This window comes from Microbacterium sp. F2 (genome assembly GCF_052274505.1).
Taxonomy (GTDB): Bacteria; Actinomycetota; Actinomycetes; order Actinomycetales; family Microbacteriaceae; genus Microbacterium.
On the sequence record NZ_JBNVBV010000015.1, the window covers coordinates 1 to 24744 of the forward strand.

The window sequence follows — 24744 nt, forward strand, 5'->3', positions numbered from 1 at the left end:
AAGCCGCGAGATCAGCTACCCTCGCGGAAGCGGCATAACCCACCCGACACCGTGTCCACGATCAAGGGTCAAGGCCCGATCGAGCGGTTCCACCGTACCCTCGCCGACGGCTGGGCATACGCCCGGTTCTACTCCTCAGACAGCGAGCGTCGCGCCGCGCTGCCCGGTTGGCTGCACTTCTACAATCAGCACAGGCGCCACTCCGCGATCGGAGCCCCACCCTTCAGCAGACTCAACAACCTGCCTGGACATCACAATTAGGCGGGGAGCGCTGCTTCGATCGCCTCGATGACCTCGGGGGCGTCGGGCAGGGTGCGGGGGCTGAAGCGCCACACGCGACCGTCGGGGCTGATGACGAACTTCTCGAAGTTCCACGAGATCTTGCCCGCCTTGCCGTCGGCTCCCGGGACGGTCGTGAGCTGCTGGTAGATCGGGTGCGCGTTCTTGCCGTTGAGCTTGACCTTCTCTGTCATCGGGAACGTCACGCCCCACGTCGCGGAGCAGTACTCGGCGATCTTTTCTTCCGAGCTCAGCTCCTGCAGGAACTGGTTGCTGGGGAACCCGATGACCGTGAACCCGCGCTCACCATAGGTCTTCTGCAGCTCCTCGAGCTGTTCGTACTGCGGAGCGAGCCCACAGCGCGACGCGACGTTCACGACGAGCGCGGCCTTGCCGCCGGTGAGCGCGCCGAACGTGGTCTGCTCGCCGCGAAGGGTGGTGACGGGGATGTCGGAGAGATCCATGGGAGTTCCTTTCGGGGGAGAGGGTCAGGCAGAGCGAAGCGAGGGGCGGTCGGCACCGGCCATGTTGTCGCGCAGATCGTGCAGGGTGCCGATCAGGCTGCGCGCGGCATCCGGATCGAGGTTCATCGCATCGGCGACGCAGCCGAGCACCTGGTGAACTGAGGCCCGCAGCTCCGCGGATGCCTCGGTCGCGGCCACCGCGACAGCGCGCCGGTCGCCTGCCGGGCGTGAGCGCTCGATGAGCCCTGAAGCTTCGAGGCGGTTCAGGATGCCCGTGATCGTGCTCGCGTCGAGGTGAAGTTCAGCCGCGATGCGGCTCGGGCTGGTTGATCCCTCACGCCACAGTATGCCGAGCACGAGCAGCTGCTGATATGTGACGCCCCACGGCGCGAGCAGATCGCGGTAGAGCTGCACCGTTGCCTGCGCCGCGGAGTACACCGCAAAGCACACGGCATCTTCGACGGTCGCGGCGGTTTCGGTCACGGATGAAGCTTTGCATGCAAGTTATTAGGATGCAAGGTCACCACGTTCGGAACAGGAGGCTTTCCAGTTCTCCGTTCTTCCAGGTCCCTGCCTCTGCGTTCGCCTCGGCCGCGCGCCGGCGTTCGATCAGCCAGTCAGCGGCTCCGCCGATGGACGGACTGCGGCGTGAGATAGGCGTTCAGACCCTCGATGCCGTACTCGACCCCGAGTCCGGAGTCATGGCGTCCGCCGAACGGTGCGTAGTGGTTGGACGCGAAGAAGTTCACACCGATCGAGCCGGTGTCCACCCGTCGCGCGACCTGGAACGCCGCATCCTCATCCGATCCGAACACGATGCCGCCGAGCCCGAAATTTGTGCTGTTCGAGATCGCCACCGCGTCGTCGACATCCCGTGCCGGAATGATCGTGATGATGGGGCCGAAGATCTCCTCGCGCGCAATGCGCATGTCCGGGCTGACATCCGCGAACACCGTCGGGGCGACGAAGCTGCCGCCCTCGATCGGCGGCGCGATGTCACCGCCCACGGTGACCCGCGCGTCCTCGGCAATGCCTGAGCGCACGTAGCCCATGACCTTATCCCGCTGCGCGGCGGTGGCAACCGGACCGAACACCGTCGCGGGGTCGAGGGGGTCGCCGACGCGGGCGGCACCCACGGTCGCCGTCACCATGTCGACCAGCGCGTCGTAGCGCTCCGGGGTCGCGATGAGCCGTGTCGAGATGTAGCAGGTCTGCCCGGTGTTGCGCACGCAGCTGCGCACGAGCACGCTCGACATCGCGTCCAGGTCGGCATCGGGCAGGATGATCGCCGCCGACTTGCCGCCCAGCTCGAGAGTGACCGGTCGCAGCAGCTCGCCGCACGCGGCGGCGATCCGGCGACCGACGGGCGTCGAACCGGTGAACGCCACCTTGTCGACATCCGGGTGCCGCACGAGAATCTCGCCGGTGGCACCTCCACCGGTTACGAGATTGATGACACCGGGCGGGATGCCCGCCTCGTCGGCCGCATCGAGGAGGAAGCGGATCGACAGGGGAGTGGGAGAGGCGGGTTTGATCACGACGGTGCATCCCGCCAGAAGGGCGGGTGCAAGCTTGATTACGACGAGGTTGATCGGGAAGTTCCACGGGGCGATGAGTGCGCACACCCCGATCGGGTCGCGGGCGACCACCGTTTCGTTCACCCCACCGGGGAACGGACGGATGTCGGGCTCCTCGAGGTAGCTCGACAAGCTCGCGAACACCCGCAGGATCGCGGCGGCATTGGATGCCGCCCCTCCGGTCTCGGCGATCGGGGAGCCGTTCTCGAGCGTGTTCGTGATGGCGAGCACCTCGGCGCGGCGCTCGACGGCATCGGCCATGCGCCGCAGCGCGTCGGCACGCTCGGTGGGCGTACGGGCCGCCCACGAGGGGAAGGCCGCGCGGGCGGCAGCCACCGCGGCATCGACATCGGACGCGGTGCCTTCGGGGACCGAGCCCCAGGTCTCACCCGTCGCCGGATCGACGACGGTCTCGTGCGCTGATCCGGTCGATCGCACCGACGCGCCGCCGATCCGCAGGTCGGCCACGTGCGTGTACGGCAGCGTGGCGGCTGCCGCGCGGTGCGTTGCGCGCAGCTGATCGATCATGGACCCTTCGAGCACGCTCATGCCAACTGCTCCGTCTTGAGCAGGACCTCCGACCGCGCGAGCTCGGTCTCTGCCATCTGCACGGCGGCATCGGTGAGCAGCTCGGGGATGATCTCCGACCGCAGGCGCCGGGTGTATTCGGCCGGCGTGAGGCCGAACCAGCCCGATGCCAGCGCGATCCCTGCCGGGGTGAACCGCCACAGGCGATCAGCGTCCCGGACGAGAGAGTCCTCGAGCGAGTGCGACTCCGGGCGGGTGTCGTGCCCGTCGATGATGTCGACGACGCGCTGTATGAAGTCGGCGTCGTAGCCGAGCGGGGGCAGGACGGTGCGGGCGATGTCGCATCCGTGCCGCTCGTGCTCGTATCGCACGTCGGCCCGGCGCCAGTCCCCCGAGAAGCCCTCGCTGATGATGCGGTCCTCGTCGACGCGCGCCCAGCCGGTGTCGTGGAGCAGGATTGCGACGCGCACGACCAGCGCGTCGGCCTCGGGATACGCGTCGCACAGCCGCTCGGCGAACGCGAACGAGATCGGCAGGTGGATGTCGTTCGCGCGTGCCCGCGACTCGGTGACGATGGAGCGCCAGACCGGATCGAGGTCATCTCGCTCGACGTCAGCGGCGATGGGACTGAGGTCGACGGGAGCTGCGATGGGAAGTGTCATGAGGATGCTCTCTCTCACGCGGCCGTGGTCGCGGGCAGAACGGCGGACTTCTTCAGGGGGATGGCGGTATCGGCGGCTGTCTCGGCGGGGATCGTCCCGCCCTTGTTCAGGGTGTTGCGCACCGCCATGAAGTCCACGGGTTGATTGATGCAGTCAGCCGCGATGAGACGACCCTCGCGGTAGTACAGGACACTGAAGCGCTCGCTCACGGGTTCACCTCGAACGACGACGGCGTCGTAGCCGGTGGACAGACCTGCGATCTGGAGCTTCAGGTCGGCCTGGTCCGACCAGAACCAGGGCACACCCTGGTAGGTGCCGGGCTCGCCCATCAGGGTGGCCGCGGCGATCTTGCCCTGCTCGAACGCGTTGTTGACGCTCTCCAGTCGGATCCTTCCCCCCACACCCAGCGGATAGGGGTTCGGCATCAGGGCACAGTCGCCCGCCGCGACGGTCCGGCCGTCGGAGGCGCGGCAGGCCTCGTCGACGACGATCCCGGCCTCGACGTCGAGGCCGAGCTGCTCGGCGAGTTCGACACGGGGGATCACGCCGACGCCGATCACGATGAGATCGGCGGGGACGATCGTGCCGTCCGCGAGCTCGACGCCTGTGACAGAGCCCTTCTCGTGCGCGACGGCAGCGTCATCTCCCACGATCCGGGCGATGCGGGCATCCAGGACGACCCGGGTTCCGCGACGACGGTGGGCATCGAGGTAGAACGCGCTGGTCTCCTCGGCGACGACGCGCCCGACCAGGCGGGGCGCGGCTTCGAGGACGGTCACCGTGCGGCCGAGGCCCCGCGCGACGGCGGCGACCTCGAGCCCGATGAACCCGCCGCCGATGACGACGACGTTCTGGCACGACTCATCGCGCAGAGCCGGTCCCAGCGCGATCGCGTCGTCCGCATCCCGCAGGTAGTGGACACCTCGGTAGTCCGCGCCGTCGATGGGAAGCTTGCGCGCTGCGGCGCCGGTCGCCAGGGCGAGACGGGTGAAGGAGATCGCACGGCCGCCCTCGGTGGTCGCTGTTCCGGTGCCGTCGGGTCGGCGTCTCACGGTGACGACCCGGTCGCCGGTGATCAGGTCGATCTCGCGGTCGGCGAACCAGTCGCGGTTGCGCAGGATGACGTCGTCGGGCTCGAGCTCGCCCTTGAGCCACCCCTTCGACAGCGGCGGCCGCTGGTACGGGCGGTGGGCCTCCTCCCCGATCAGGATGATCGGGTCGGCGTCGCCGCGCTCGCGCATCACGGATGCGATCTGGACGCCGGCCTGGCAGGCGCCGACGATGAGTGTGGTCTCCATGGCGGGGTCTTCTCAGAGCTGTTCGGAAGGAGTGGTGACGTGGTACTCGCAGCCGTCTTCGAGCGTGATCTGGCACGACAGACGCGAGTGGTCTTGACGATCCACGGCGGTGCCGTCGAGCATCTCGTCCTCGAGATCACCCGGGCCGCCGACCATCTCAAAGGTGTCATCGGCGACGAAGACGTGGCACGTCGCGCACGACAGGCTCCCGCCGCACTCTCCGACGATTCCCGGAACGCCGTTTCGCACCGCCGTCTCCATGATCGAGTCGCCGGGTCGGCCTTCGATCGTCGTGACGGTGCCGTTGTCGGCGGTGTAGATCACGGTGCTCATGGTGTGCTCCCTGTCGGGTCGGATGTTCAGAGGAATTGGCGACCGCCGTCGACGACCATCGTCTGACCGGTCACGAAGGCAGCCTCGGGGCTGGCGAGGAACTCCACGGCCCCGACGATGTCGTCGGGGTGGATGGGGCGCTTGATCGAGCCGCGGTCGACGCCGTAGGACTCCGCGTGGGAGATGAGCGAGTGGCTCGCTTCGGTGAGGGTGAAGCCGGGGGCGACGGCGTTCACCGTGATCCCGCGCACGCCGAGCTCTTTCGCCATCACCCGGGTCAGACCGATGACGCCGGCCTTGCTCGCGACGTAGTGGGCCCATTGGGCCGATCCGCTCATCACGGTCGCCGAGGCGATGTTGACGATGCGGGCGCCCTCCCGCAGCAGCGGGGAGCAGGCACGGCCGACCTGCCACGGACCTTTGAGGTTGACCGCCATGACGCGGTCCCACTCGGCTTCGTCGATCTCTTCGAACGGCGATCGGGTGAGGGTCGCGTAGATGGCGGCGTTGTTGACGATGACGTCGATGCCGCCGTCGCCCGCCGCTGCCGCGGCTGCGGCGAGTTCCCGGGCGGAGTTGGCGTCGGTCACGTCCACACGGACACCGATCGCCTTCCCGCCGGCCTCGACGATGGCGGACGCCGCGCGCTGGGCTCCCGCCTCGTCGACGTCGGCGATCACCGCGAGGTCGCCGCGTCGCGCGAACGCCTCGGCGAAGGCTCGTCCGAGTCCCCCGGCGGCGCCCGTGACGATCACGGTGCGGGGCGACCTCGCGGTGCTGTCCATCTCTGTCCTCAGTCCAGGATCGTGACGGTGCCGCTGGTCCCGTCGACGCGCAGCATCTGCCCGGTGACGATGTCGACCGATGCGGTGCCGGTGCCGGTGACGGCGGGCATCCCGTACTCGCGGCACACGATCGCGGCGTGGCTCATCATGCCGCCGATGTCGGTGACGGTTGCGCGGATCTTGCCGAAGATCGGCCCCCAGCTGGGCGCGGTGACCGGAGCGACGAGGATCTCGCCCTCCTGCACCTCGGAGAGCTGATCGGCCGTCGAGATGACGCGCGCAGGCCCTTCTGCCGTGCCGGGCGAGGCGGGCATGCCCTTGAGGGTTCCCTCGGGGACATCGCCCTTGCCGAGCCAGTTCTGGATCTGGTCGTCGGTGATCCCCCACAGCATCAGGGTGAAGGGCTCGGTGATGACCTCGGGCGGGGTGTTCAGCGCGGGCTGCGGGCGCGCGGTCGAGAGGGCGTCCACTATCCCGCGGCGGCGCTGGATCTCGTCCGGCCAGTAGTCGGGCCCGATCGCGGGAGCGCCCACCATCCAGGCGTTGACGTAGTCGAACAGCGCTTCGCGAACCTCGTCGCGCCGCAGGTAGAACATGTCGTTCGCCTCGGGCCAGAACCCCTGCTCGTGCAGCATCTTCGACAGCTGCCGCGCCTTGCGCCAGAACACCCCCATCGTCCAGTGCTCGATGTAGAAGTTGTGGTTCTCGACATACGGGTAGACCGTGCGGGCAAGCCCCAGCTTGCCGCGGAAGGTCTCGAGCACCTCGCCCGAGAGCATCTCCGCGTACTCCTCGGTGATGCGATCGCGCTCGGCGACCAGATCGGCTACGTGCCGGTCGATGTCATGGCCGTTCTGGAGGCGCTCGATGTAGCCGGCGATGAAGCCGAGCGGAATCGAGGGGACATCCCGCCAGTACTCGTCGTGGGCATAGAAGCCGTTGCCGGTCGTGAAGTTGAACCACGGATCCTGCGCGCTCTGCCAGGCATCCATCCACGCGCCGCCCGACGGGTGCGCCGCGATCGCGGCGAGGGTGGTCGCCGCATCGGACGTGTCGTCGAACAGGCCGGTCAGGCCGTCGCGGACCGCGATCTTGGCGAGGTTCTTCAGCTCGTCGTCGGGGCGGAACAGCTCCATGTCGACGCCCTGCACCATCGTGGCGATCGCCTGGTCGGGAATGCGCGGGAACACCTCCTTGCAGAACATGAAGAGGTCCAGGTACGCGACGTACCCGAGGTTGAGGAACTCGAAGTGGTACTGCCACGCCCGGTAGGCCAGCGCGATGATCCGGTCGTAGTCGGCGAGCAGCTCGGTGGAGGGTCCGGTGCCCTTGCCGGCGAGGACGTCTTCGCGGGCGATGGCGTCGGGGAGGGCGGTGAACTCGACCGATTCGAGCTCGGCGATCGTGGCATGGAGCTTGCCGTGCCAGTTCTCGAGCAGCGACTCCCAGTTCTGGAAGTAGTGGCCGGCGCGCTCCATGAACTGCGGGACGCGGGCCTCGATGTCGGCGGGGTCCACCACCACCGGCGACATGAAGACGTAGCCGTTGTGGATGCGGTACTCGATGCCGTTCGCGGTGGGGATCAGCAGCTGGCGCGAGTTGTACTGGCCGAGGCATCCCACGGCGAACTCGAACCCGATCGTCTCGAAGGGCTTGGTGACAGTCGGCCAGTGCTGGCTGTCGCAGAACCAGAACTTGCCCTCTTCGAGCTCGCGTCGGTTCTCCTGGAAGACGAGGTTGTAGGCGTAGAGGTCCTTCCAGCCCTCCGCCCCGGCGGGAGCCGGCTGCTCGTAGGGACTGGGGAAGGAGTTGCGCACAGGCGCGATGACAGCGGTCGCCTCTGACATGTCGGTTCCTTTCAGGATGGGGTGGTGCGGTCAGCGCCCGATCTGGGCCATGAGGGAAGCAGTGATGCTCGAAATGCCGAAGCCCTGTGTGGTGGGGGCCTTCGAATCCGCCTTGCCCGCCCACACCGTCTCGGGGCGGGACTGCAGCAAGAGGAGGTTTTCGCCGTCGGGAAGCCCGCGGTCGATCGCCCACTCGATGTCCTGGGGCGAGCCGAAGTGCTTCTCTGCGCGCTTGGCCATCGCTGCGACGGCCTTCACTTCGGCGTCGGTCAGACAGCGGACGGCGCGCCGCTCGGGCTCGACCTCGCGCTCGACGATGCCGCGCGCGTCGGGGTCGGGCACGAGTTCGATGTGCTTGTCGCCGAGGTGCTCCTCCGCGACGGAGAGCATCACCTTGTCGACGTGAAGGTTGTCGGGGGTCACCTGGCCCGAGACGACGAGTTCGCCGAGTCCCCACGCGGCGTCGATGACGATCGTCGAGCGGTCGCCGTTGGACGGGTCGATCGTCATCGCGACGCCGGCCGTCTTGGCATCCACCATCTTCTGGACGGCCACGGCCATCGACAGGCCCTCGTTCGGGATGCCGTTCTTCAGTCGGTAGATGATCGCCCGCGAGGTGTAGAGCGAGGCCCAGCAGCGACGCACGTGGTGGGCGACGTCGTCGCGACCGCGCAGCCAGAGGTAGGTGTCCTGCTGGCCGGCGAAGCTCGCGTCGGGAAGGTCCTCCGCGGTGGCCGAGGAACGCACCGCGACGGGAGTCTCCTCGGCGAAGCGGGCCTGCAGCGCCGCATAGGCGACGGTGAACTCGTCGTGGATCTCCTGCGGAACGGGCTTTCCCTCGATCTCCTCGCGGATGCGGGCCGAGACCTCGTCGACGTGCGCGACGTCATCCGGGTCGAGCGCCGAGAGCCAGGCGTGGATGTCGTCTGCGATTCCGGACAGCTCGATGAACGCCGTGTAGGCGGCCGTGGTCACCGCGAAGCCGGGCGGGACGGGCATCCCGGCGTTGGTGAGCGCCACGAGAGAGGCGCACTTGCCGCCGAGCTCCTCGAGGGGCGCGGGCCCGGACTCATCGAAGAAGCGGATGAAGAGGCTGCGAGACATGGTGGTCAGTCCTCCCAGGTGACGGGGACGGAGGTGGGGACGCGGAACGAGAGGTTCTCGCGGAAGCCGATCTGGGCATCGTCGGCCAGTCGGAGGCTCGGGACGCGGGCGATCGTCTCTTCGAGCACGATGCGGTCCTGGAGCTTGGCGAGCATGTTGCCCAGGCAGTAGTGAATGCCGTACCCGAACGACATGTGGTTGCGCGCGTCGACGCGGTCGATGTCGAACTCCTCCGGGTGGGCGAACACGTTCTCGTCGCGGTTCGCGGACCCCATGACCAGCAGGATGCCGGCGCCTTCGGGGATCGCGACGCCGCCGATCTCGGTATCCTTCAGTGCCTTGCGCCGCCACGCGACGATCGATCCGCTGTAGCGCAGCACTTCGTCGATGGCCGACGGGATGCGCGACGGGTCGGCGACGATCGCCTCCCACGACTCGCGGTGGCCCAGGAGCACGCGGATAGAGTTGGCGATGAGCGTCGTCGTCGTTTCGTGGCCGGCGAACAGCAGGCTGTAGCAGAGCGATGCGATCTCGTGGTCGGTGATCTCGGCCCCGCCGTCCTGGGCGCCGACGAGGTCCGCGATGAGGTTGTCGCCGCCGGCCCGGTGGGCCTCGACGACGAGGCGCTGACACTCCTGCCAGTAGTCGACGAGGTTGTGGGCGTGGGGGATCTGCTGCTCGTCGTCGAGGTCGCCCCAGGTCATCGCCGCTCGGGAGTCCGACCACTTCTTGTAGGTGGGGACCATCGCCGGGTCTACGCCCAGGAGCGTCAGGATCGTGATGGTAGGAATGTCGAAGGCGATGTCACTGAGGAAGTCGCCAGTGCCGTCGGGGGACGCGAGCATGCGATCCAGCGCCGCGCGAGTGTTCTCACGGATCGCCGGTTCGAGCGCCTTGTAGCGACGTGGGGTGAACGCGCGTTGCGCGATGGCGCGGATGCGGGTGTGCTCCGGGGGAGTGCGGGCGGAGAGGCCGGAGTAGGCGGTGAAGCCGCCCTCCTGCATGATCCGAGTCGCCTCGGGGCCGCGTTCGCGGACGGGCTGCTGGGCGTTCTCGCTCGAGAAGGTTTCCCAGTCCTCGAACACCGCGCGGACGTCGGCCCACCGGGTGACAACCCAGTAGCCGATGCGCTCGTCATACATCACCGGCTCGTCGCGCCGCAGCTCGGCGTACGCGGCGAAGGGATCGGTCATGTCGAACGGGCTGTAGCCGTGGTGACCGTGATCGACCGGGCATCCGGCCGCAACAGCCTCGGCGGCGGGTGCGGATGGTGTCGCCATGACGACTCCCCTTCGTGTCTGCGCCGCATCGGTGCGGCATGTCTTCATTGAACGTCGTCGTGCTCGGAGCCCCGCATGTCCTTCCACTGAGTGGAAGCGACCTGCTTGCCGGCCGGCATCATGCTGCGCAGGGGGAAGGCACCGACACTGTTTTCGATGCGCCGGGCGATTCCCCGCAGCGCCGGCAGGTGACGCTCGAGCACGCCGGCCTTCTCCGCGGTCGTCACTACCCCGAGCGAGGCGCCGATCACTCCGTCGCCGCGCTGGAAGATCGGCACCGCGATCGAGGCCGACCCCATGCGCACCTCGTCGACGGTGAGCGCGTACCCGCGCGCCCGGATCAGCTCCAGCTCGAGCCGCAGTCCCGCAGGGTCGACGTGCGTATTCGGAGTCCGGCTCTCCAGCGGCTGGGCGAGCACCGCCTCGCGCAGCCAGGTCTCCTCGTAGGCAAGCAGCACCTTGCCGACCGCTGTGGCATGCAGGGGAAGGCGCCCACCGACCCGCGAGGCCTGCGGGACGCGGCGCGTGCCGTACACGCGGTCGATGTAGAGCACTTCGGTGTTCTCGCGGATCGCGATGTGCACGGTCTCCTGCGTGAGGCTGTAGAGGTCTTGCAGCAGGGGGCGCGCGATCTCGCGCACCTGTCGGCCCGCGTGCTGCCCGAGCTCCCACAGGCGTAGGCCGATTTGATAGCGTCCGTTGACGTCGCGCTGGAGCGCACCCCACTCCTCCAACTCGGCGAGAAGGCGGTGTGTGGTGCTCAGTGCGAGCCCGGTCTCCGTGGCGAGGTCTGTCAGGCTGCGGGGTGCGAGACTATCCTCGAATACCGCCAGAATCGACAGCACCCGACCCGTGACCGACTGCCCCGGCTGCGATGTGCGACCGGCCATGCGTACCTCCTCGTAGTCGCCGGCAGCGCGGCGATGCGCTTCCGGTGAGTGGAAGCGTACCTGCCGCTTCAGTGCGGCAGCTGGGAGTGTGCTCTCATGGGCTCATCGACGAGCACGCGGCTTGATCGCGATATCAGTGCACACATCCCTCCCTCGTCCGCCATCGGGGCGATCGTGTCGCTGCGGTCGGAGGACGACGCCGTGTGGAATCTGGCGGCGCCGCACCTTGCAGTGCGAAACAACGACAGCCACACGCTCTACGCGTACGGGATCGCGCGAGCGCTGCTGCGGGCGATCCCGGAGGCAGATCCTGAGGTTGTTCTCCCGGCGATCCTCCTGCATGACACCGGCTGGTCGCGAGTGCCCGACGACCAGATCCTCGAGGCGATCGCCCCGGGCGGGGGCCGCCCAGACCTTGTTCTGCATCACGAGAGGGAGGGTGCGCGCATCGCACGGGAGGTGCTGACTGTGCTCGCTCGACCAGAACGGATCATCGACCGCGTCGTCGAGATCATCGACGGACATGACTCCCGCCGCGAGGCGCTGTCGATCGAGGACGCCATCGTGAAGGATGCCGACAAGACCTGGCGGGTTACCCCGCACGGCATCAGGATCGTGTGCGGCTGGTTCGAGCTGACGCCCGACGAGTCGCTCCGCATCACGGCGGCGCGCGTGCAGGACGCGCTCTTCACGCCCGAGGCGAAGGCGATGGCCGGCGCGCTCATCTCTATCGCATCGATCGATCAGGCTCCCCAGCGTCAGGGCCGATGAGAGGTGGAGTATTCGCGCACACCGGTGTGGTGCCCGGGCTGCGGTTTATCGCGCCAAACGTGCCTGGGGCGCAACGGCTGCCTTACGCCAGTAACGTCCCGTCATGACCCGACGCTCAGTATGACCAGGCGGGAATGCGCTCGCACACCCCTCAAACGTGCATCGCCCTGCGGCGGTGGTTGGTTTCCGTGGCCGCGATCGTCGCGCTCGCGGGGGCGCTCGTCATCGTCGTGTATTTCTTCCAGCCTTGGCGCAGTTGTGACTACGAGGACACCTCAGCGGGTTGCGCGATGCTTGCCGGCGACGCGACCGTACCGGGCATCGCGGCGTTCACGACCCTCGTCGCCGTGTTCATCCTCGTCTTCGCGCTCATGGCCAAAGGAGAGGTCGCTGGGCTGAGAGGGTCATGAGATGGAACGGGATGCTCATCGATGGGTTGAGGTGACGGTCGGCTCTGCCGTGATCGCGGTGCATCTTGACGACCCCGTAGCCACGATCGACGCAAACGGGCGGGACCCTCAGGTCGTGTCCTGGTCGGATCTGTCAGTGGGGCACCGAAGTGTGACCAGCACCGTGCTCGCTGCCCCGTGGGGGATGTGGGTCGTGTATCGGCCGATGGAGTCAGAGGATCTCAGCTTCCCGGAGGGAGAGGCCGCTGCAGTGCACGTCTCCGTCGACGGGAGCGTGACGCGCTTCACGATGCTCGAGGACGCCCAGCCCATTGGTGCAACGTCGCACGGCCTCTGGATGACCTCGGGAGAGTTCCCAGACCCGGATGATCCGACCGCGTGGCACCAACAGCGGCAGTTGTCGGTTCTCGCGACGGATGGAACCACACACCGGGTGCTGGCGGACCGCAAGGCGGCATTCGTCTTCGAAGAGCGGGCATCCGCTCATCTCGTGGTCTACGACGGGCCACCCGATGCCGACCGTGACGGGGGGAGTGCGACGTACAAGTACCGCTACGTTGTGTGGCCTGTGCCCGAGACCCTACCGTCACGCCTACGCGCCGCAGACGTGCACGCCGAAGCACTCGACGAGGACGCACTGATGCAAGCGCTGACAGCCAAGGCGCCCGTCGCTGCCGAGCCATCGTCGTCTCGGCCCGAACTGAGTTGGGACCTTGTCCCAATCGACCCCGCCGATCAGACCGCCGCGATCGAATCCGTGAAGCGAGAGTTCGACAGCCTCGATTACTAATGGAGTGCGTCGGACGGAAGAACATCAGCGCTCGCGGACGGGCTCGCCAACCCGCGCGTCGAGGCCATCGACGAATGGCCACGCACACGGGTCGAAGTGAAGTTCACGCATCCCACCTACCCCGAAGGCCGCATGCGCCGAACGCTACGCGTGTTCGATGACGCTGGTCGTGCCGTACGTGCGTTGTATGCCGCGATCCACCTCATGGAGGATCTCGACACGCGACACTTGCCCGATCCGGAGAGGGCGCGCGACGGCATCCTCGATTTCTGACACCGGCCCACTCGACGACCACTGGTGGACGATTCAGGCCAGAGGTGCCTGATCGCCGTTGCTAGGCATCCACGATCGCGTAGCGGTGCATCGTCACGCCACCGGTGTAGGTCGCCTGCTCGAGCGGTTCCAGCCGCACCGGCGAGGTCACCCCATCGAAGAGCGGTCGTCCCGAACCGAGGATCACCGGATGCGTGAAGAGCAGCACCTCGTCGAGCAGTCGGGCCGCGAGCAGCTGCGTCGCGACATCCGCCCCGCCCACACCGATGTCGCCGCTCGAGCTCGCCCGAAGCTCGCCGAGGCGTTCCATGGCGTCATCCCCGCCGAACACCGTCGTGTTGCAAGGCGCCTCGGGCCAGAAGCTCTCCATCGTCTCGAAGACCTTGCGGCCCTGCGCCATCATCGTGAGCGCCTCGGCGCGCGCGTTGAACTCCTCGTGCAGCTCGTCGCCGATGCTCATCCAGTCGCCGCCGCCCTGCTCGTCGTGCGCCTGCTCGATGAACAGGTCGAGCGAGACGTTCATCCAATACACGAAGCGTGCGGCCATCAGTCCTCCTCGTCGACACGGTGCGCACAGTCCACCACGCCGAGCGGTGTCGGTGCGAGGGGGTAGTTTTCGAGGATGGTCGCCCACAACGACAAGCCCGTCCTTCATGTCGACACCGTCGAAGACTGGGAGCAGTGGCTGGATGCCGATCCGAGCCCCGACGGCATGCGACTGCGGCTGCGCAAGACGGCCACACGCAAGCCGGGCATCACCTACGCCGAGGCGCTGGATGTCGCGCTCTGCTTCGGCTGGATCGACGGACAGAAGCAGTCACTGGATGCCGACTACTTCCTCCAGGCCTTCACTCCGCGCCGGCCGCGCAGCCTCTGGTCGAAGGTCAACATCGCGCACGTCACCCGCCTGATCGACGAAGGACGGATGCGGCCCGCGGGCCAGCTCGAGATCGATCGCGCGAAGGCCGACGGCCGGTGGGATGCCGCCTACCGCCAGAGCGACGGCGACATCCCCGCCGAGCTGCAGGCGGCGCTGGATGCCGACCCGAAGATCGCCGCTGCGTTCGCTGCCCAGTCCGCCCAGAACCGCTTCGCGATGTCGTTCCGCGTTGGCAACCTCAAGCGCCCCGAGTCCCGCGCCGCCCGCGTCGCCGAGTATGTCCGGATGCTCGAACAGGGGGAGACTCTCCACTGACCGCCCTGGTCCGGACGGCGCGTGCGATCCGAGCGACCCTTGGCAATTCTTGCCAAGGGTCGTATCCTGACCACATGGTCACGATGAATGTCTCGCTCCCCGATTCGTTGAAGCAGTTTGTCGACGAACAGGTCTCCGAGCGAGGCTTCGGCACAACCAGCGAGTACGTGCGTGAACTGATCCGCTACGACCGAGACCGATCCCTCCTCCGCGAACGCATCCTCGCATCGGCGGAAGCGGAGTTCTCCGAAACCATGGACGGTGCTTACTTCGAACGGCTCCGCGGCGTGATCCGCACCACCGGCGATACCGCTGCCGCTCGGTGAGCGGCAAGTGGGTGCGTACCCGCACCACCGCCGAGGCGGAACTGCGCTCCGCGATCGCCTTCTACGTGGACGAGGGTGCGCCGGACGCCGCCCTCGGCCTGGTGGACGAGTACGAAGCTGCACTGGTGGCGCTCGGCGACCACCCGGCCATCGGATCTCCGCGGCTCGAGGTCGAGCTCGGCATCCCGGGCGTCCGGGTCTTCGCGCTGCGAACCTACCCGCACGTCATCATCTACTTTGACACGGCTGAGTACGTCGATGTCAGACACCTGCTCCACTCCAGCCGAGACATCCCCGCCCGACTGACCGAGTGAATGAACGCACGTTCCCGTCCGTCGCGTCGTCACGCCTCGGCGGTCGAGGCTCCCATCACCTCGCGCAGCTCGAGCACCCGCCGAGCGGAGCGCCGCCCGTAATGATGTGACGCCGAGCCGCAAAACTCTCTGCAGCTCGTCCTTAGGGCCGGTCCGTCTTCACGTCGAGTTCGTGCCGCTCGGCGATTTCCTCGAGTGAGACTGTCGGTGATCTGTCGCGGGAGTTCGACATGGCCCAGGCTGTGAAGGCCCCAGGACATTCGGTGGCGGTGAGTGTCATCCAGGGTGTGCCGAAGGTGCCGGTGAGTATGCCGCATCCGTGAGCGTAGGCCTCACCGTGGGAGAGGCCGGCGTTCACCACGGATCCTTCGGCGAGGAAGAGCGAGAAGACGCTTGATCGCCGGTGACCTCGAGATCGTAAAGGGCGCGCCCCTGGGGTATCGGAGGCGGAGACGTGTCTTGGTAGTCGAGTACGACATTCACGAACGCGTTGTCGAGTTCTTCGGGCGAGAACTCTCGTGCCTCGACGCTGCGGAACATGAGGTCACTCACGCGGGTAAGTGAGTACTCGAGGTCATGAGCGAGTTTCTGGTCGGTGAGTTCGTGCATCTCTCGATACAAGTGCGCCGAGGGGTCGATGTTGCACCCGGTGAGGCCGAGCGTGGCTACAGCGGCCACCGCGGCGGCTGCCGCTCGAGTCTGTCTCTTCATCCGCGACTCCGGATCAGTTCTCGCCGTCGTGAGCGTCATTGAAGGCATCCCGGATCGGATGGGTGTCATAGACGATGTGCAGGCGCTCGATCAGGCCGTGCTCGTCGAGTTCGGCGACATCGACCACGGTGAAGGGAGCGGGTTCGCCGGTCGAGAGGGTCCAGTCGAAGTCGAACCAGAAACTGACGACCCCGCGGCCTTCGGCTGATCCGGTCATCGTTGCCCGCCGCGTCAGCCGCGAGCTAGCCGTGTCGGCGAACAGTGCGGGGTAGAACTCCGCCGCGGGCATCGTGCCATACAGGGGAGACTCGACGATCCCGCCTGGCGCGAAGAGCGCGATCACTCGATCGGCATCCGCGGCCTCCAGGCTCGCGAGGTACTCGTTGACCAATCGGTCGACATTCGTCTGCATCCCGTCGTCGTGCACCGCCATGGCTCGACACTAGCGATCCGCGCAGTCGGCGTACCGACGTGTGGCCACGGGGACCATGGTCCCTATATGTGGTCTGACCACAGTGCCACGATGGTGTCAGGACGAAGGCGTGGACACCGGGTCCACACCAGGTAGGAGGATCCGATGTCCACCGCAATCGATGCACTCGTGGCACGAGCACAAGATGCTCTGGCCGAGTACGCGTCGTTCACGCAGGAGCAGATCGACCACATCGTGCGCAAGGCATCGGTCGCCGCTCTCCACCATCACGGCGAACTCGCAGTCCTGGCCGTCGAAGAGACCGGCCGTGGCCTGTTCGAAGACAAGGCCGTGAAGAACATGTTCGCGTGCGAGCACGTCACGCACTCGATCATCAAGCAGCGCACCGTCGGCGTCATCTCGCACGACGAGATCACCGGCATCACCGAGATCGCCGACCCCGTCGGCGTCGTCGCGGGCATCACCCCGGTGACCAACCCGACCTCTACCGCGATCTTCAAGTCCCTCATCGCGCTGAAGACCCGCAACCCCATCGTCTTCGCCTTCCACCCGTCAGCTCAGAACTGCTCGGTCGCCGCAGCGAAGATCGTTCGGGATGCCGCAGTCGCGGCCGGTGCGCCGAAGAACTGCATCCAGTGGATCGCCGAGCCCTCACTCGAGGCATCCGGCGAGCTCATGAACCACCCCGGTGTCGCCCTGATCCTCGCGACCGGTGGCAACGCGATGGTTCGTGCGGCCTACTCCTGCGGCAAGCCCGCCCTGGGTGTCGGCGCCGGAAACGTCCCCGCGTTCATCGAACGCTCTGCCAAGGTCGGCCGCGCCGTCAACGACGTCGTGCTGTCCAAGGCGTTCGACAACGGCATGGTGTGTGCCTCCGAGCAGGCCGTCATCCTTGACGAGCCGATCGCGACCGAGGCACTCGCGGAGTTCACCCGCCTGCACGCCTACATGGTCAACGCCGACGAGAAGCGCAAGCTCGAAGAGTTCATCTTCGGCGTCCACGCCAACGCCAAGAACTGCGGCGAGGCCAAGCTCAACGCGAAGGTCGTCGGCCAGTCTCCGGTGTGGATCGCCGAGCAGGCCGGCTTCACCGTGCCCGAAGACACCTCGGTGATCCTTGCCGAGTGCGCCGTCGTCGGACCCCAGGAGCCGCTGACCCGCGAAAAGCTGGCCCCCGTGCTGGCGGTGCTCCGCGCCAAGAACGCCGAAGAAGGCATCTCTCTTTCTGAGCAGATGGTCAACTTCGACGGCCTCGGCCACTCCGGCGCGATCCACAGCAACGACCAGAGCGTCATCGACGAGTTCGCCAAGCGCGTCCGTGCCGTCCGCATCATCGAGAACGCCCCCTCGGCCCTCGGTGGCATCGGCGACATCTACAACTCGTTCATGCCGTCCCTGACCCTCGGTTGCGGTTCCTACGGACGCAACTCCGTCTCCAACAACGTCTCGGCGGTGAACCTCGTGAACGTCAAGCGCGTCGGTCGGCGCAACAACAACCTGCAGTGGTTCAAGGTTCCGGCCAAGACCTACTTCGAGCCGAACGCGATCCGCTACCTCATCGACATGAAGAACGTCGAGCGGGTCACGATCGTGACCGACCCGACGATGACCAACCTCGGTTTCGTCGACAAGGTCATCGATGTGCTGAACCGTCGTCGCAACCGCGTGCACCTGCAGATCATCGACCGCGTGCAGCCCGAGCCGAAGCTCTCGAGCGTCGTCGCCGGTGCTGCCGAGATGCGCGAGTTCAACCCCGACACGATCATCGCGCTCGGTGGCGGTTCCCCGATGGATGCCGCCAAGGTCATGTGGCTGCTCTACGAGAACCCCGACGTGCAGTTCTCTGACATGCGCGAGAAGTTCTTCGACGTCCGCAAGCGCGCGTTCAAGTTCCCCGACCTCGGCAAGAAGGCACAGCTCGTCTGCGTCCCGACCACGTCGGGCACGGGATCTGAGATGACGCCCTTCGCGGTCATCACGGATGACGAGACGGGAATGAAGTACCCCCTCGCCGACTACGCGCTGACCCCGTCGGTGGCGATCATCGACCCGGTCCTCACGTCGGCCCTGCCGGCCAAGGTCGTGGCGGATGCCGGATTCGACGCCCTCACGCACGCGACGGAGGCTTACGTCTCGGTGTACGCGAACGACTACACCGACGGCCTGGCCCTGCACGCCATCAAGCTGATCTTCGAGAACATCGAACGTAGCGCGAAGGCTCGCCCCGGCAGCACGGACCCCGCCGACATCCAGGCACGCGAGAAGATGCACAACGCGGCATCCATCGCGGGTATGGCCTTCGGCAACGCGTTCCTCGGGATCGTGCACGCGATGGCTCACGTCACCGGATCGAAGTTCCACCTGATCCACGGACGCACCAACGCGATCTACCTGCCTCACGTCATCCGTTACAACGGACGCATCCCCACGAAGCTGACCAGCTGGCCCAAGTACGAGCGCTACATCGCTCCCGAACGGTTCCAGCAGATCGCACAGCACCTGGGCCTGAAGGCCGCGACCCCCGAAGAGGGTGTCGAGTCCTACGCCCGGGCCGTGGAGAAGCTGCGTGACCTCGTCGGCATCGAGCGCTCCTTCCAGGCGCAGGGTGTCGCAGAGGAGGCCTTCATCGGCCGCCTCGACGAGCTCGCGATGGCTGCCTACGAAGACCAGTGCGCTCCGGCCAACCCCCGGATGCCGATGCTTGCCGACATGAAAACCCTCATGGAGGCGGCGTACTACGGAACCTCGTTCGACGAGGTCCGTGCCCACCGCGGTGAGGTTGCGGTTGCGGGAGAAACCCCGGCAGAGGCCCCCGCAGCCCCGCTCGCCAAGCGCGGCGCGTAGTACGAAATCACTGAAGCCCCGCCGGGTTGCGTTTCCCGGCGGGGCTTCGGCGTGCCCTGATGCCGGGCGGCAGCAACCTCAGCTCGACGGCTCGGGTGCGGCGATCTGGGCGGCACCGCCGCCGATCACCTCGCCCGCGGCATCCATCGCCCGCACCCCGACGTACGCCCCGAGCGTCGCACCCGCGGGGATCGGGATCTCGGTCTCGAACCTCTCCCGCGGCGCGCGTGCGATCTCGACAGCGGATGCCTCATCCGGCCCCGTCACGAGGAGCCACGATGCGACCTCGGTGGCGCCGTTCCACGAGGCGAACAGGCTCGCCGAGGGGCCGTCTTCGACCAGCTGCGCATCCGGGGGAGTGGCGGGGATCGCCGACCACGGCAGTACGTACGCCCGGTAGCTCGTCCCGGCAGTGAAGGTCGCCTCGTACAGCAGGGTTCCGTCGCGATCGAACTCCGAGTAGAACGGCCGCGAGCCCCACCCAACGACGACGTTCCCTCCGGCAAGCTCCTGCAGGTTGCCCTGTGTCGCCGACAGCCGATCCTGCTCGGGCGTGTACTGCGTCACGAGCGAAGCTGTCATGGCATCCTCGTCGACGGCCAGGCGCAGCCCGCGCGACCAGCCGGCGTCATCCTCGGACTGATTGTCGAACAGGGTGATCGTGCCATCGGCGCGGCGGTGAGCGTCGTGTTGCCACGCGAACTCGGCATCGCCGTCGATCTCGAAGTCGCTGCTGTGCCCACCCAAGCGCCAGTCCACGGACGCGCTCTCGCGATCGAGCCGGTAGACCGTGCTCGTGTTGCGCGCCGAAACCAGGAACCCGTCGTCGCCGTCCAGCGATACGGCATTCAGGTGGATGTAGTCGTACGGCTCCGCGCGCGTGCCCTGGTCCTCCTCAAGCACGTGCCGCGACTCCTTGACCGGGACTTCATCGAGCGAAGCCCATTCGAACAGCACCTCGCCAGTGGCGATATCCACCTCCTGCACGTGACCCTCCAGCACGTATCCGTTCCGCGGGCCCCCGACCTCCGTCAGGTCTGCGGGAGCTGTCACGTACGCGAGAAGCAGCATCGTGCCGTCCTCGGTGATCGTCGTCTCGTGCATGTCGGCGTTGCCCGCGCCGATCGGTTCCCCCGTCGACACGCGCGCGATCTCGGTGTACGTGTCATCCAGGATGATGACCTCGCCGCGCCCATGGAATCCTGACTGGCCCACCCAATAGGTCAGCACCGGCTCACCCTGGTACTCCTGCACACGCAGATCGAACGCCGAGTCATCGCCCGTGTTCGCGACCCATACCGGGTCGCCGTCGCCATCCACGATCGCGGCGCCCTGCATTGCCGACCCCTGGTCGAGATCTTTGGGGCCGAGGAACGCATACACGCCGTCGCGGTCCAGCGTCGCGCCGCGCTCGGAGGTGGTCACGGTCACGATCGGGGGCGTCAGATCAGGCCGGCTCACGAACGACCACGGCTCAGCCGTGACCTCTTCGCTCGGCTCCTTCGTGCTCGTTTGCGCCGCACAGCCCCCGAGCGCGAGCGCTCCCGCGACGCCGACAACAGCGAGGGTTCTGCGACTCACCATTGGGGGAGTGTGCCACGGAACCTCGCCCTGGCGGCCCCCGCTGAGGAGATTCTCACACACGCGCCTGTCGTGTCAGAGCAGATTGACGGTGCCGATGATGATCAGCAGGGCTCCGATCAGCACGACCGAGAGGCTGAGCACGAGGGAGGAATTCGCCACGAGCCAGTCGCTGAAACGCTCGAGCCGGGGCCGAATCGAATGGCTGCCGAAGACATACGCCAAGACCAGGGCCGCGACCGTCGAGACCGCGACCGCCGTGAAGATCAGCACCGTGAGGCTGCTGCCGACGATGCTGAGGGAGGCCGAACCGATCGCCAGTCCCGCCGCCAACGCGATCGCAAGGTTCTTGGGCCTCACGTTCATCGCAAGTCCGAACGCGAAGGCCCGGCGCGGTCCGACATTGTCGAGCGCCTTCGTCCACGATGGCGCGCTGGCAGGTTCCGGGCGCCGGCGATCGGCCGCCGTGCGCCAGACCCCTCCCACTACGAGAAGCACGCCGATAGCGATCTCGACCGCGTGCGCCCAGGACGGCATCCGTTCTGTCGTCGACGGAGGAATGAGGCGCGCCCCGAGCGAGAACAGCGTCACGAGCACGAGCACGCCGCCCGACCACCCCGCGAGGTAGCCGACGCTCGCCGGGATGGGGTTCGGCGAGAGCAGAAGCAGCACGACCGCGAGGATCGGGAACACGCTCAGCGCCGCCGCAACCCCCAGCGGCACGACGTACCACAGCACCGAATCCACCCCTCGACTCTAGGGCCGCGGGTGGGGTGCTCGCGGTGTCAGGGGACGATGAGCACCGGCGCGTTGAGGTTCATGAGCACGTCATGCACCACCGTCGAGATGTTCGGGGGCTCCTCGCTCTGGCCGCGCCCGATCACCAGCATCGCGGCATCGATGGACGCTGTCAGCAGCGCCGGGGCGACGTTGTCGGCGACGACCCGGGAACTCAGGTCGAGGTGAGGAATGTCGATGAGAGCGTGTGCGCCGGCGCGCGCGACAACATCCCGCGCAGCCGACGCGCGGTACTCACCGTTGCTCGACGATTCCTCGTGCGGAACCGGAGGCCGGGCGTGGATGAGGACCAGCTGCTGATCGGTGCGGGCAGCCTCGCGAGCTGCCTGCATCAGCGCGGCATCCGAGGCCGGCGATCCGCTGACCCCGACCACGACACTGTGCCGGCCCTCAAGCGGCAGGTTCGGCACGACCAGGACCGCCGACCGGGCGGCAGCGACGACATAAACGGATGCTGCGCCGAACGCGCGCCCACGCAAGAAGCCGGTGCGGTGCGAACCCACAACGAGAAGGTCGTGCGGGCGGGCAGCGCCCGACAGCACACTGGGCGCGCGACCGTGGACGAGTTCGGTCTGCACGTGGGCGACGCCCGCATCCACCGCGCGGCGCCGGGAAGCGTCAAGCACGTGGATGCCGCGCCGTTGCGCATCAGCCATATAGTCGGCGCCGGCAACGCCCCACGTGTCGTCGACAACGTGCACGAGCAGGAGCTCGGTGGCGTGATCGGCCGCGTACGCGATGGCCCATGCCAGCGCGCCGGTGCTCGGACCTGACCCGTCTACGCCCACGACGAGGCGATCGTAGGGCGATACCCGCCAGATCGTGTCGCCGGCCGGGGCGCTCAACGAGCCGCCCTCGGACAGGCCCACGTGCGAGTCGTGCAGTGTGTTTCGCATCCGTCTGCCCCTCCTGTCTGTTCCAGCATCCGGCCCGCCAAGTTCCCCGCACAGGGTCGAAGGTCCCGCGATAGGATCCTGGCGAGAGAGCCGAGGGACGAGAACGGGGTAACCGGGTGGCTGATATCGAGGCACGGCTGCGCAGTCTCCTGACGGCGAACGCCGCTGTCGTGAGCCAGCTGGAGCTCTCGGCGGTGCTGCGCCGCATTGTCGAATCGGCAGTTGAGCTCGTCGGCGCGAAGTACGGTGCCCTCGGTGTGATCGGACCCGACGGGATGCTCGAGGAATTCATCCACGTCGGGTTGAGTGCCGAGACCGTCGAAGCGATCGGCCCGCCCCCGCGTGGCCGCGGCGTGCTCGGAGCCCTCATCCACGATCCTCGCCCGATCCGGCTGGAGCACATCGGCCACGACCCGCGCTCGGTCGGCTTTCCGCGCAACCACCCGAGAATGGACAGCTTCGTCGGGGTTCCCATCCGCATCCGCGGCGAGGTGTTCGGCAACCTGTACCTCACTGAGCACCCCGACGGCGCCTTCAGCGAAGAGGACACCGAGCTGCTCGAGACCCTTGCTGCCACCGCGGGCATCGCCATCGACAACGCGCGCCTGTACGAAGACTCGGTGCGCCGCGAGCGGTGGGCCGCAGCCGCGGCCGAGATGAGCGCAGCCATGTTCTCGGACGAGACCGGCAGGCCGCTGCAGCTTCTGGCCGACAAGGTCCTCCAGCTCACGGATGCCGCCACCGTCGTGGTGATCTCATCGATCAGCGACACCATGATGTGCGTCGAGGTAGCGCGCGGCGAGCACGCCGACGAACTCACCGGCTCCGTTCATGCGCAAGCTGGCACCCTCTCCGGCCGTGTCTTCGACAGTTGGCAGCCGCTGCAGGCCAGCGGCGACACCGTCGAACTCGGGGACGAACTCGTCGCGTGGGGTCCGACGGTGGTCGTGCCGATGCTCGGTGCAGACGGCGCCCCCATGGTCCTCACTGTGGGACGGCCCGTCGGTGCCCCCCGGTTCACCGACAAGGATGTCGACCTCGCCGCGGACCTCGCAGCGCAAGCCACGATCGCCCTCGAGCTCGCGCGAGGCAGGTCCGACCGGCAGGCGCTCGCGCTCATGGACGAGCGCGGCCGCATCGCCCGCGACCTGCACGATCACGTCATCCAGCGCCTGTTCGGCGCCGGGCTCTCGCTCCAAGCTGTCGCTGGCAGGGTCGGTGACGCGTCAGCACGAACTGAACTGCTCGAACAGGTCGATGCGCTGGATGCCGCCATCACCGAGATCCGCACCGTCATTTTCGCCCTGCGCCAACCCCGCGTGTCGTCCGGATCGGTCAGGCACCGCATTGTGGACGTCATCAGCGAAGTCGCACCGTCGTTCTCCGAGTCACCGCGACTCGTCTTCCAGGGACCGTTGGATCTGCGCACGCCGCCGGATGTTGCCGAAGACGTCGTCGCGGTCGTTCGCGAAGGTGTCAGCAACGTCGCCCGTCACGCTCAGGCAACGGAGACGTCGGTGCGGGTTGGAATCGCCGACGAGATGTTGGTCGTCGAGATCCTCGATGACGGCGTCGGCGTGCCGGAGTCGCCGACGCGTCGTAGCGGGGTCGGTAATCTTGAGGATCGCGCCGCGCGCTGGAACGGGGAGTTCGCTCTCACCGGACGCGACGGCGGCGGCACCCGCCTGCGGTGGGCGGTGCCTTTGGCCCAGGGAGAGACCACATGATCCGTGTCTTCGTGCTCGATGACCACGAAATCGTCCGTCGTGGGGTCGTTGACCTCATCGACGCCGAGCGCGACATGGAAGTGATCGGCGAGGCATCCACCGCCCGCCAGGCGCTCGGGCGCATCGCGGCCACCATGCCTGATGTCGCCGTCCTCGACATGCGCCTCCCCGATGGCAGCGGTATCGACGTGTGCCGCGAGATCCGCTCTCAGTACCCGAGCGTCACGTGCCTCATCCTTACCGGCTACGACGATGACGAAGCCGCCTACTCGGCGGTGCTGGCCGGCGCTGCCGGCTACGTCCTGAAAGACATCAAGGCCAACGGTCTTCTTGACGGCATCCGTGCTGTCGCCGCGGGCAAGAACCTGCTCTCGTCGGCTGCCGCCACGCGCGTGCGTGAACAGGCACGCGAGACCCGGTCGAGCACACCCGGCGTCGACCTGACCGACCGCGAACGTCAGGTGCTCGAGCTGATCGCCGAGGGTCTCACCAACCGTCAGATCGGGGAGCGCCTCGACCTCATGGAAAAGACGGTCAAAAACTACGTGACCGGTCTACTGCGCAAGCTCGGCATGGAGCGGCGTACTCAGGCCGCCGTCTACGCCACCTCGCTGCGGACCCAGTAACC

General features: G+C 67.3%; 29 protein-coding genes. 11 read left to right on the top strand and 18 right to left on the bottom strand.

Going from position 1 to position 24744, the window contains the following annotated elements:
* Positions 1-261 (top strand): integrase core domain-containing protein (locus tag ACQVDU_RS15435; RefSeq protein WP_443477605.1); only part of this gene is annotated, 261 nt, incomplete at its 5' end.
* On the opposite strand, the gene ACQVDU_RS15440 is transcribed toward ACQVDU_RS15435, so the two are convergent.
* The 11 genes from ACQVDU_RS15440 to ACQVDU_RS15490 all read right to left on the bottom strand — a co-directional run bounded on the left by ACQVDU_RS15440 (position 258) and on the right by ACQVDU_RS15490 (position 11047).
* Positions 258-743: a glutathione peroxidase gene (locus ACQVDU_RS15440; RefSeq protein ID WP_443477606.1), complete on the bottom strand. Its 486-nt coding sequence runs from the start codon at positions 741-743 to the stop codon at positions 258-260. The two genes, ACQVDU_RS15435 and ACQVDU_RS15440, sit on opposite strands and share 4 nt — an antisense overlap.
* Positions 744-767: 24 nt before the next feature.
* Complete coding sequence (locus ACQVDU_RS15445) at positions 768-1226, bottom strand: MarR family winged helix-turn-helix transcriptional regulator (RefSeq protein WP_292728031.1); 459 nt, start codon at positions 1224-1226, stop codon at positions 768-770.
* Between the two features lie 134 nt (positions 1227-1360).
* Complete coding sequence (locus ACQVDU_RS15450) at positions 1361-2869, bottom strand: aldehyde dehydrogenase family protein (RefSeq protein ID WP_443477607.1); 1509 nt, start codon at positions 2867-2869, stop codon at positions 1361-1363.
* Entirely contained in the window at positions 2866-3510 is a 645-nt protein-coding gene (locus tag ACQVDU_RS15455; RefSeq protein WP_443477608.1) for an HD domain-containing protein, read from the bottom strand. Before ACQVDU_RS15455 ends, ACQVDU_RS15450 begins: the two co-directional genes overlap by 4 nt.
* A gap of 14 nt (positions 3511-3524) precedes the next feature.
* The gene (locus tag ACQVDU_RS15460) at positions 3525-4808 is read right to left on the bottom strand and encodes an NAD(P)/FAD-dependent oxidoreductase (protein ID WP_292728035.1); all 1284 of its coding nucleotides are present in this window, start codon (positions 4806-4808) and stop codon (positions 3525-3527) included.
* A 12-nt stretch (positions 4809-4820) separates the two neighbouring features.
* Positions 4821-5141, bottom strand: a complete 321-nt coding sequence (locus ACQVDU_RS15465) for a 2Fe-2S iron-sulfur cluster-binding protein (RefSeq protein ID WP_292728037.1) — start codon at positions 5139-5141, stop codon at positions 4821-4823.
* 26 nt (positions 5142-5167) lie between these two features.
* Positions 5168-5926, bottom strand: a complete 759-nt coding sequence (locus ACQVDU_RS15470; RefSeq protein WP_443477609.1) for an SDR family NAD(P)-dependent oxidoreductase — start codon at positions 5924-5926, stop codon at positions 5168-5170.
* A gap of 8 nt (positions 5927-5934) precedes the next feature.
* On the bottom strand, positions 5935-7773 hold the full coding sequence (locus ACQVDU_RS15475; protein WP_292728041.1) for a PEP-utilizing enzyme: 1839 nt from the start codon (positions 7771-7773) through the stop codon (positions 5935-5937).
* 30 nt (positions 7774-7803) lie between these two features.
* Positions 7804-8877: a PEP/pyruvate-binding domain-containing protein gene (locus ACQVDU_RS15480; protein WP_292728043.1), complete on the bottom strand. Its 1074-nt coding sequence runs from the start codon at positions 8875-8877 to the stop codon at positions 7804-7806.
* A 5-nt stretch (positions 8878-8882) separates the two neighbouring features.
* Positions 8883-10157 carry a cytochrome P450 gene (locus ACQVDU_RS15485; RefSeq protein ID WP_292728045.1) on the bottom strand — a complete coding sequence of 425 codons (1275 nt, stop codon included), beginning with the start codon at positions 10155-10157 and terminating at the stop codon, positions 8883-8885.
* A gap of 44 nt (positions 10158-10201) precedes the next feature.
* Positions 10202-11047 carry an IclR family transcriptional regulator gene (locus ACQVDU_RS15490; protein WP_443477610.1) on the bottom strand — a complete coding sequence of 282 codons (846 nt, stop codon included), beginning with the start codon at positions 11045-11047 and terminating at the stop codon, positions 10202-10204.
* Between the two features lie 96 nt (positions 11048-11143).
* Here ACQVDU_RS15490 and ACQVDU_RS15495 point away from each other — a divergent pair, with 96 nt between their 5' ends.
* The 4 genes from ACQVDU_RS15495 to ACQVDU_RS15510 all read left to right on the top strand — a co-directional run bounded on the left by ACQVDU_RS15495 (position 11144) and on the right by ACQVDU_RS15510 (position 13291).
* Positions 11144-11818 carry an HD domain-containing protein gene (locus tag ACQVDU_RS15495; RefSeq protein ID WP_443477611.1) on the top strand — a complete coding sequence of 225 codons (675 nt, stop codon included), beginning with the start codon at positions 11144-11146 and terminating at the stop codon, positions 11816-11818.
* A 188-nt stretch (positions 11819-12006) separates the two neighbouring features.
* On the top strand, positions 12007-12228 hold the full coding sequence (locus ACQVDU_RS15500; protein WP_443477612.1) for a hypothetical protein: 222 nt from the start codon (positions 12007-12009) through the stop codon (positions 12226-12228).
* A gap of 1 nt (position 12229) precedes the next feature.
* A complete protein-coding gene (locus tag ACQVDU_RS15505) occupies positions 12230-13018 on the top strand; it encodes a hypothetical protein (RefSeq protein WP_443477613.1) in 789 nt (262 codons plus the stop codon).
* A gap of 96 nt (positions 13019-13114) precedes the next feature.
* Positions 13115-13291, top strand: a complete 177-nt coding sequence (locus tag ACQVDU_RS15510; RefSeq protein ID WP_443477614.1) for a hypothetical protein — start codon at positions 13115-13117, stop codon at positions 13289-13291.
* A 61-nt stretch (positions 13292-13352) separates the two neighbouring features.
* On the opposite strand, the gene ACQVDU_RS15515 is transcribed toward ACQVDU_RS15510, so the two are convergent.
* Entirely contained in the window at positions 13353-13838 is a 486-nt protein-coding gene (locus ACQVDU_RS15515) for a dihydrofolate reductase family protein (RefSeq protein WP_443477615.1), read from the bottom strand.
* Between the two features lie 75 nt (positions 13839-13913).
* On the opposite strand from ACQVDU_RS15515, the gene ACQVDU_RS15520 reads away from it, so the two are divergent.
* From ACQVDU_RS15520 to ACQVDU_RS15530, 3 genes are all read left to right on the top strand, one after another.
* Positions 13914-14486, top strand: a complete 573-nt coding sequence (locus ACQVDU_RS15520; RefSeq protein ID WP_443477616.1) for a YdeI/OmpD-associated family protein — start codon at positions 13914-13916, stop codon at positions 14484-14486.
* A gap of 74 nt (positions 14487-14560) precedes the next feature.
* Positions 14561-14812, top strand: coding sequence for a ribbon-helix-helix domain-containing protein (locus ACQVDU_RS15525; RefSeq protein WP_331791079.1), 252 nt, complete (start codon positions 14561-14563; stop codon positions 14810-14812).
* An 11-nt stretch (positions 14813-14823) separates the two neighbouring features.
* Positions 14824-15126: a type II toxin-antitoxin system RelE/ParE family toxin gene (locus ACQVDU_RS15530; protein WP_443477617.1), complete on the top strand. Its 303-nt coding sequence runs from the start codon at positions 14824-14826 to the stop codon at positions 15124-15126.
* Positions 15127-15268: 142 nt separating this feature from the next.
* Here ACQVDU_RS15530 and ACQVDU_RS15535 read toward each other — a convergent pair whose 3' ends face one another.
* Genes ACQVDU_RS15535 through ACQVDU_RS15545 form a run of 3 tightly spaced genes read right to left on the bottom strand, consistent with a single transcriptional unit; the run spans position 15269 to position 16270 of the window.
* The gene (locus ACQVDU_RS15535; RefSeq protein WP_443477618.1) at positions 15269-15484 is read right to left on the bottom strand and encodes a hypothetical protein; all 216 of its coding nucleotides are present in this window, start codon (positions 15482-15484) and stop codon (positions 15269-15271) included.
* A complete protein-coding gene (locus tag ACQVDU_RS15540) occupies positions 15481-15837 on the bottom strand; it encodes a hypothetical protein (protein WP_443477619.1) in 357 nt (118 codons plus the stop codon). Before ACQVDU_RS15540 ends, ACQVDU_RS15535 begins: the two co-directional genes overlap by 4 nt.
* A gap of 13 nt (positions 15838-15850) precedes the next feature.
* Positions 15851-16270: a nuclear transport factor 2 family protein gene (locus ACQVDU_RS15545; RefSeq protein WP_443477620.1), complete on the bottom strand. Its 420-nt coding sequence runs from the start codon at positions 16268-16270 to the stop codon at positions 15851-15853.
* A gap of 144 nt (positions 16271-16414) precedes the next feature.
* Between ACQVDU_RS15545 and adhE the strand changes: the two genes are divergently transcribed.
* The gene (gene adhE / locus ACQVDU_RS15550) at positions 16415-19114 is read left to right on the top strand and encodes a bifunctional acetaldehyde-CoA/alcohol dehydrogenase (RefSeq protein ID WP_443477621.1); all 2700 of its coding nucleotides are present in this window, start codon (positions 16415-16417) and stop codon (positions 19112-19114) included.
* A 78-nt stretch (positions 19115-19192) separates the two neighbouring features.
* Here the strand turns inward: adhE and ACQVDU_RS15555 are convergent, their stop codons facing one another.
* The 3 genes from ACQVDU_RS15555 to ACQVDU_RS15565 all read right to left on the bottom strand — a co-directional run bounded on the left by ACQVDU_RS15555 (position 19193) and on the right by ACQVDU_RS15565 (position 22389).
* Positions 19193-20698, bottom strand: a complete 1506-nt coding sequence (locus tag ACQVDU_RS15555; protein WP_443477622.1) for an arylsulfotransferase family protein — start codon at positions 20696-20698, stop codon at positions 19193-19195.
* 72 nt (positions 20699-20770) lie between these two features.
* A complete protein-coding gene (locus ACQVDU_RS15560) occupies positions 20771-21442 on the bottom strand; it encodes a GAP family protein (RefSeq protein WP_443477623.1) in 672 nt (223 codons plus the stop codon).
* A 38-nt stretch (positions 21443-21480) separates the two neighbouring features.
* Positions 21481-22389, bottom strand: coding sequence for a universal stress protein (locus tag ACQVDU_RS15565; RefSeq protein ID WP_443477624.1), 909 nt, complete (start codon positions 22387-22389; stop codon positions 21481-21483).
* A gap of 116 nt (positions 22390-22505) precedes the next feature.
* On the opposite strand from ACQVDU_RS15565, the gene ACQVDU_RS15570 reads away from it, so the two are divergent.
* Complete coding sequence (locus ACQVDU_RS15570) at positions 22506-24116, top strand: GAF domain-containing sensor histidine kinase (protein ID WP_443477625.1); 1611 nt, start codon at positions 22506-22508, stop codon at positions 24114-24116.
* Positions 24113-24742 (top strand): response regulator, encoded by a 630-nt coding sequence (locus ACQVDU_RS15575; RefSeq protein ID WP_300591340.1) that lies wholly within the window; start codon positions 24113-24115, stop codon positions 24740-24742. The genes ACQVDU_RS15570 and ACQVDU_RS15575 overlap by 4 nt, the downstream gene beginning before the upstream one ends.
* Positions 24743-24744: the final 2 nt, after the last annotated feature.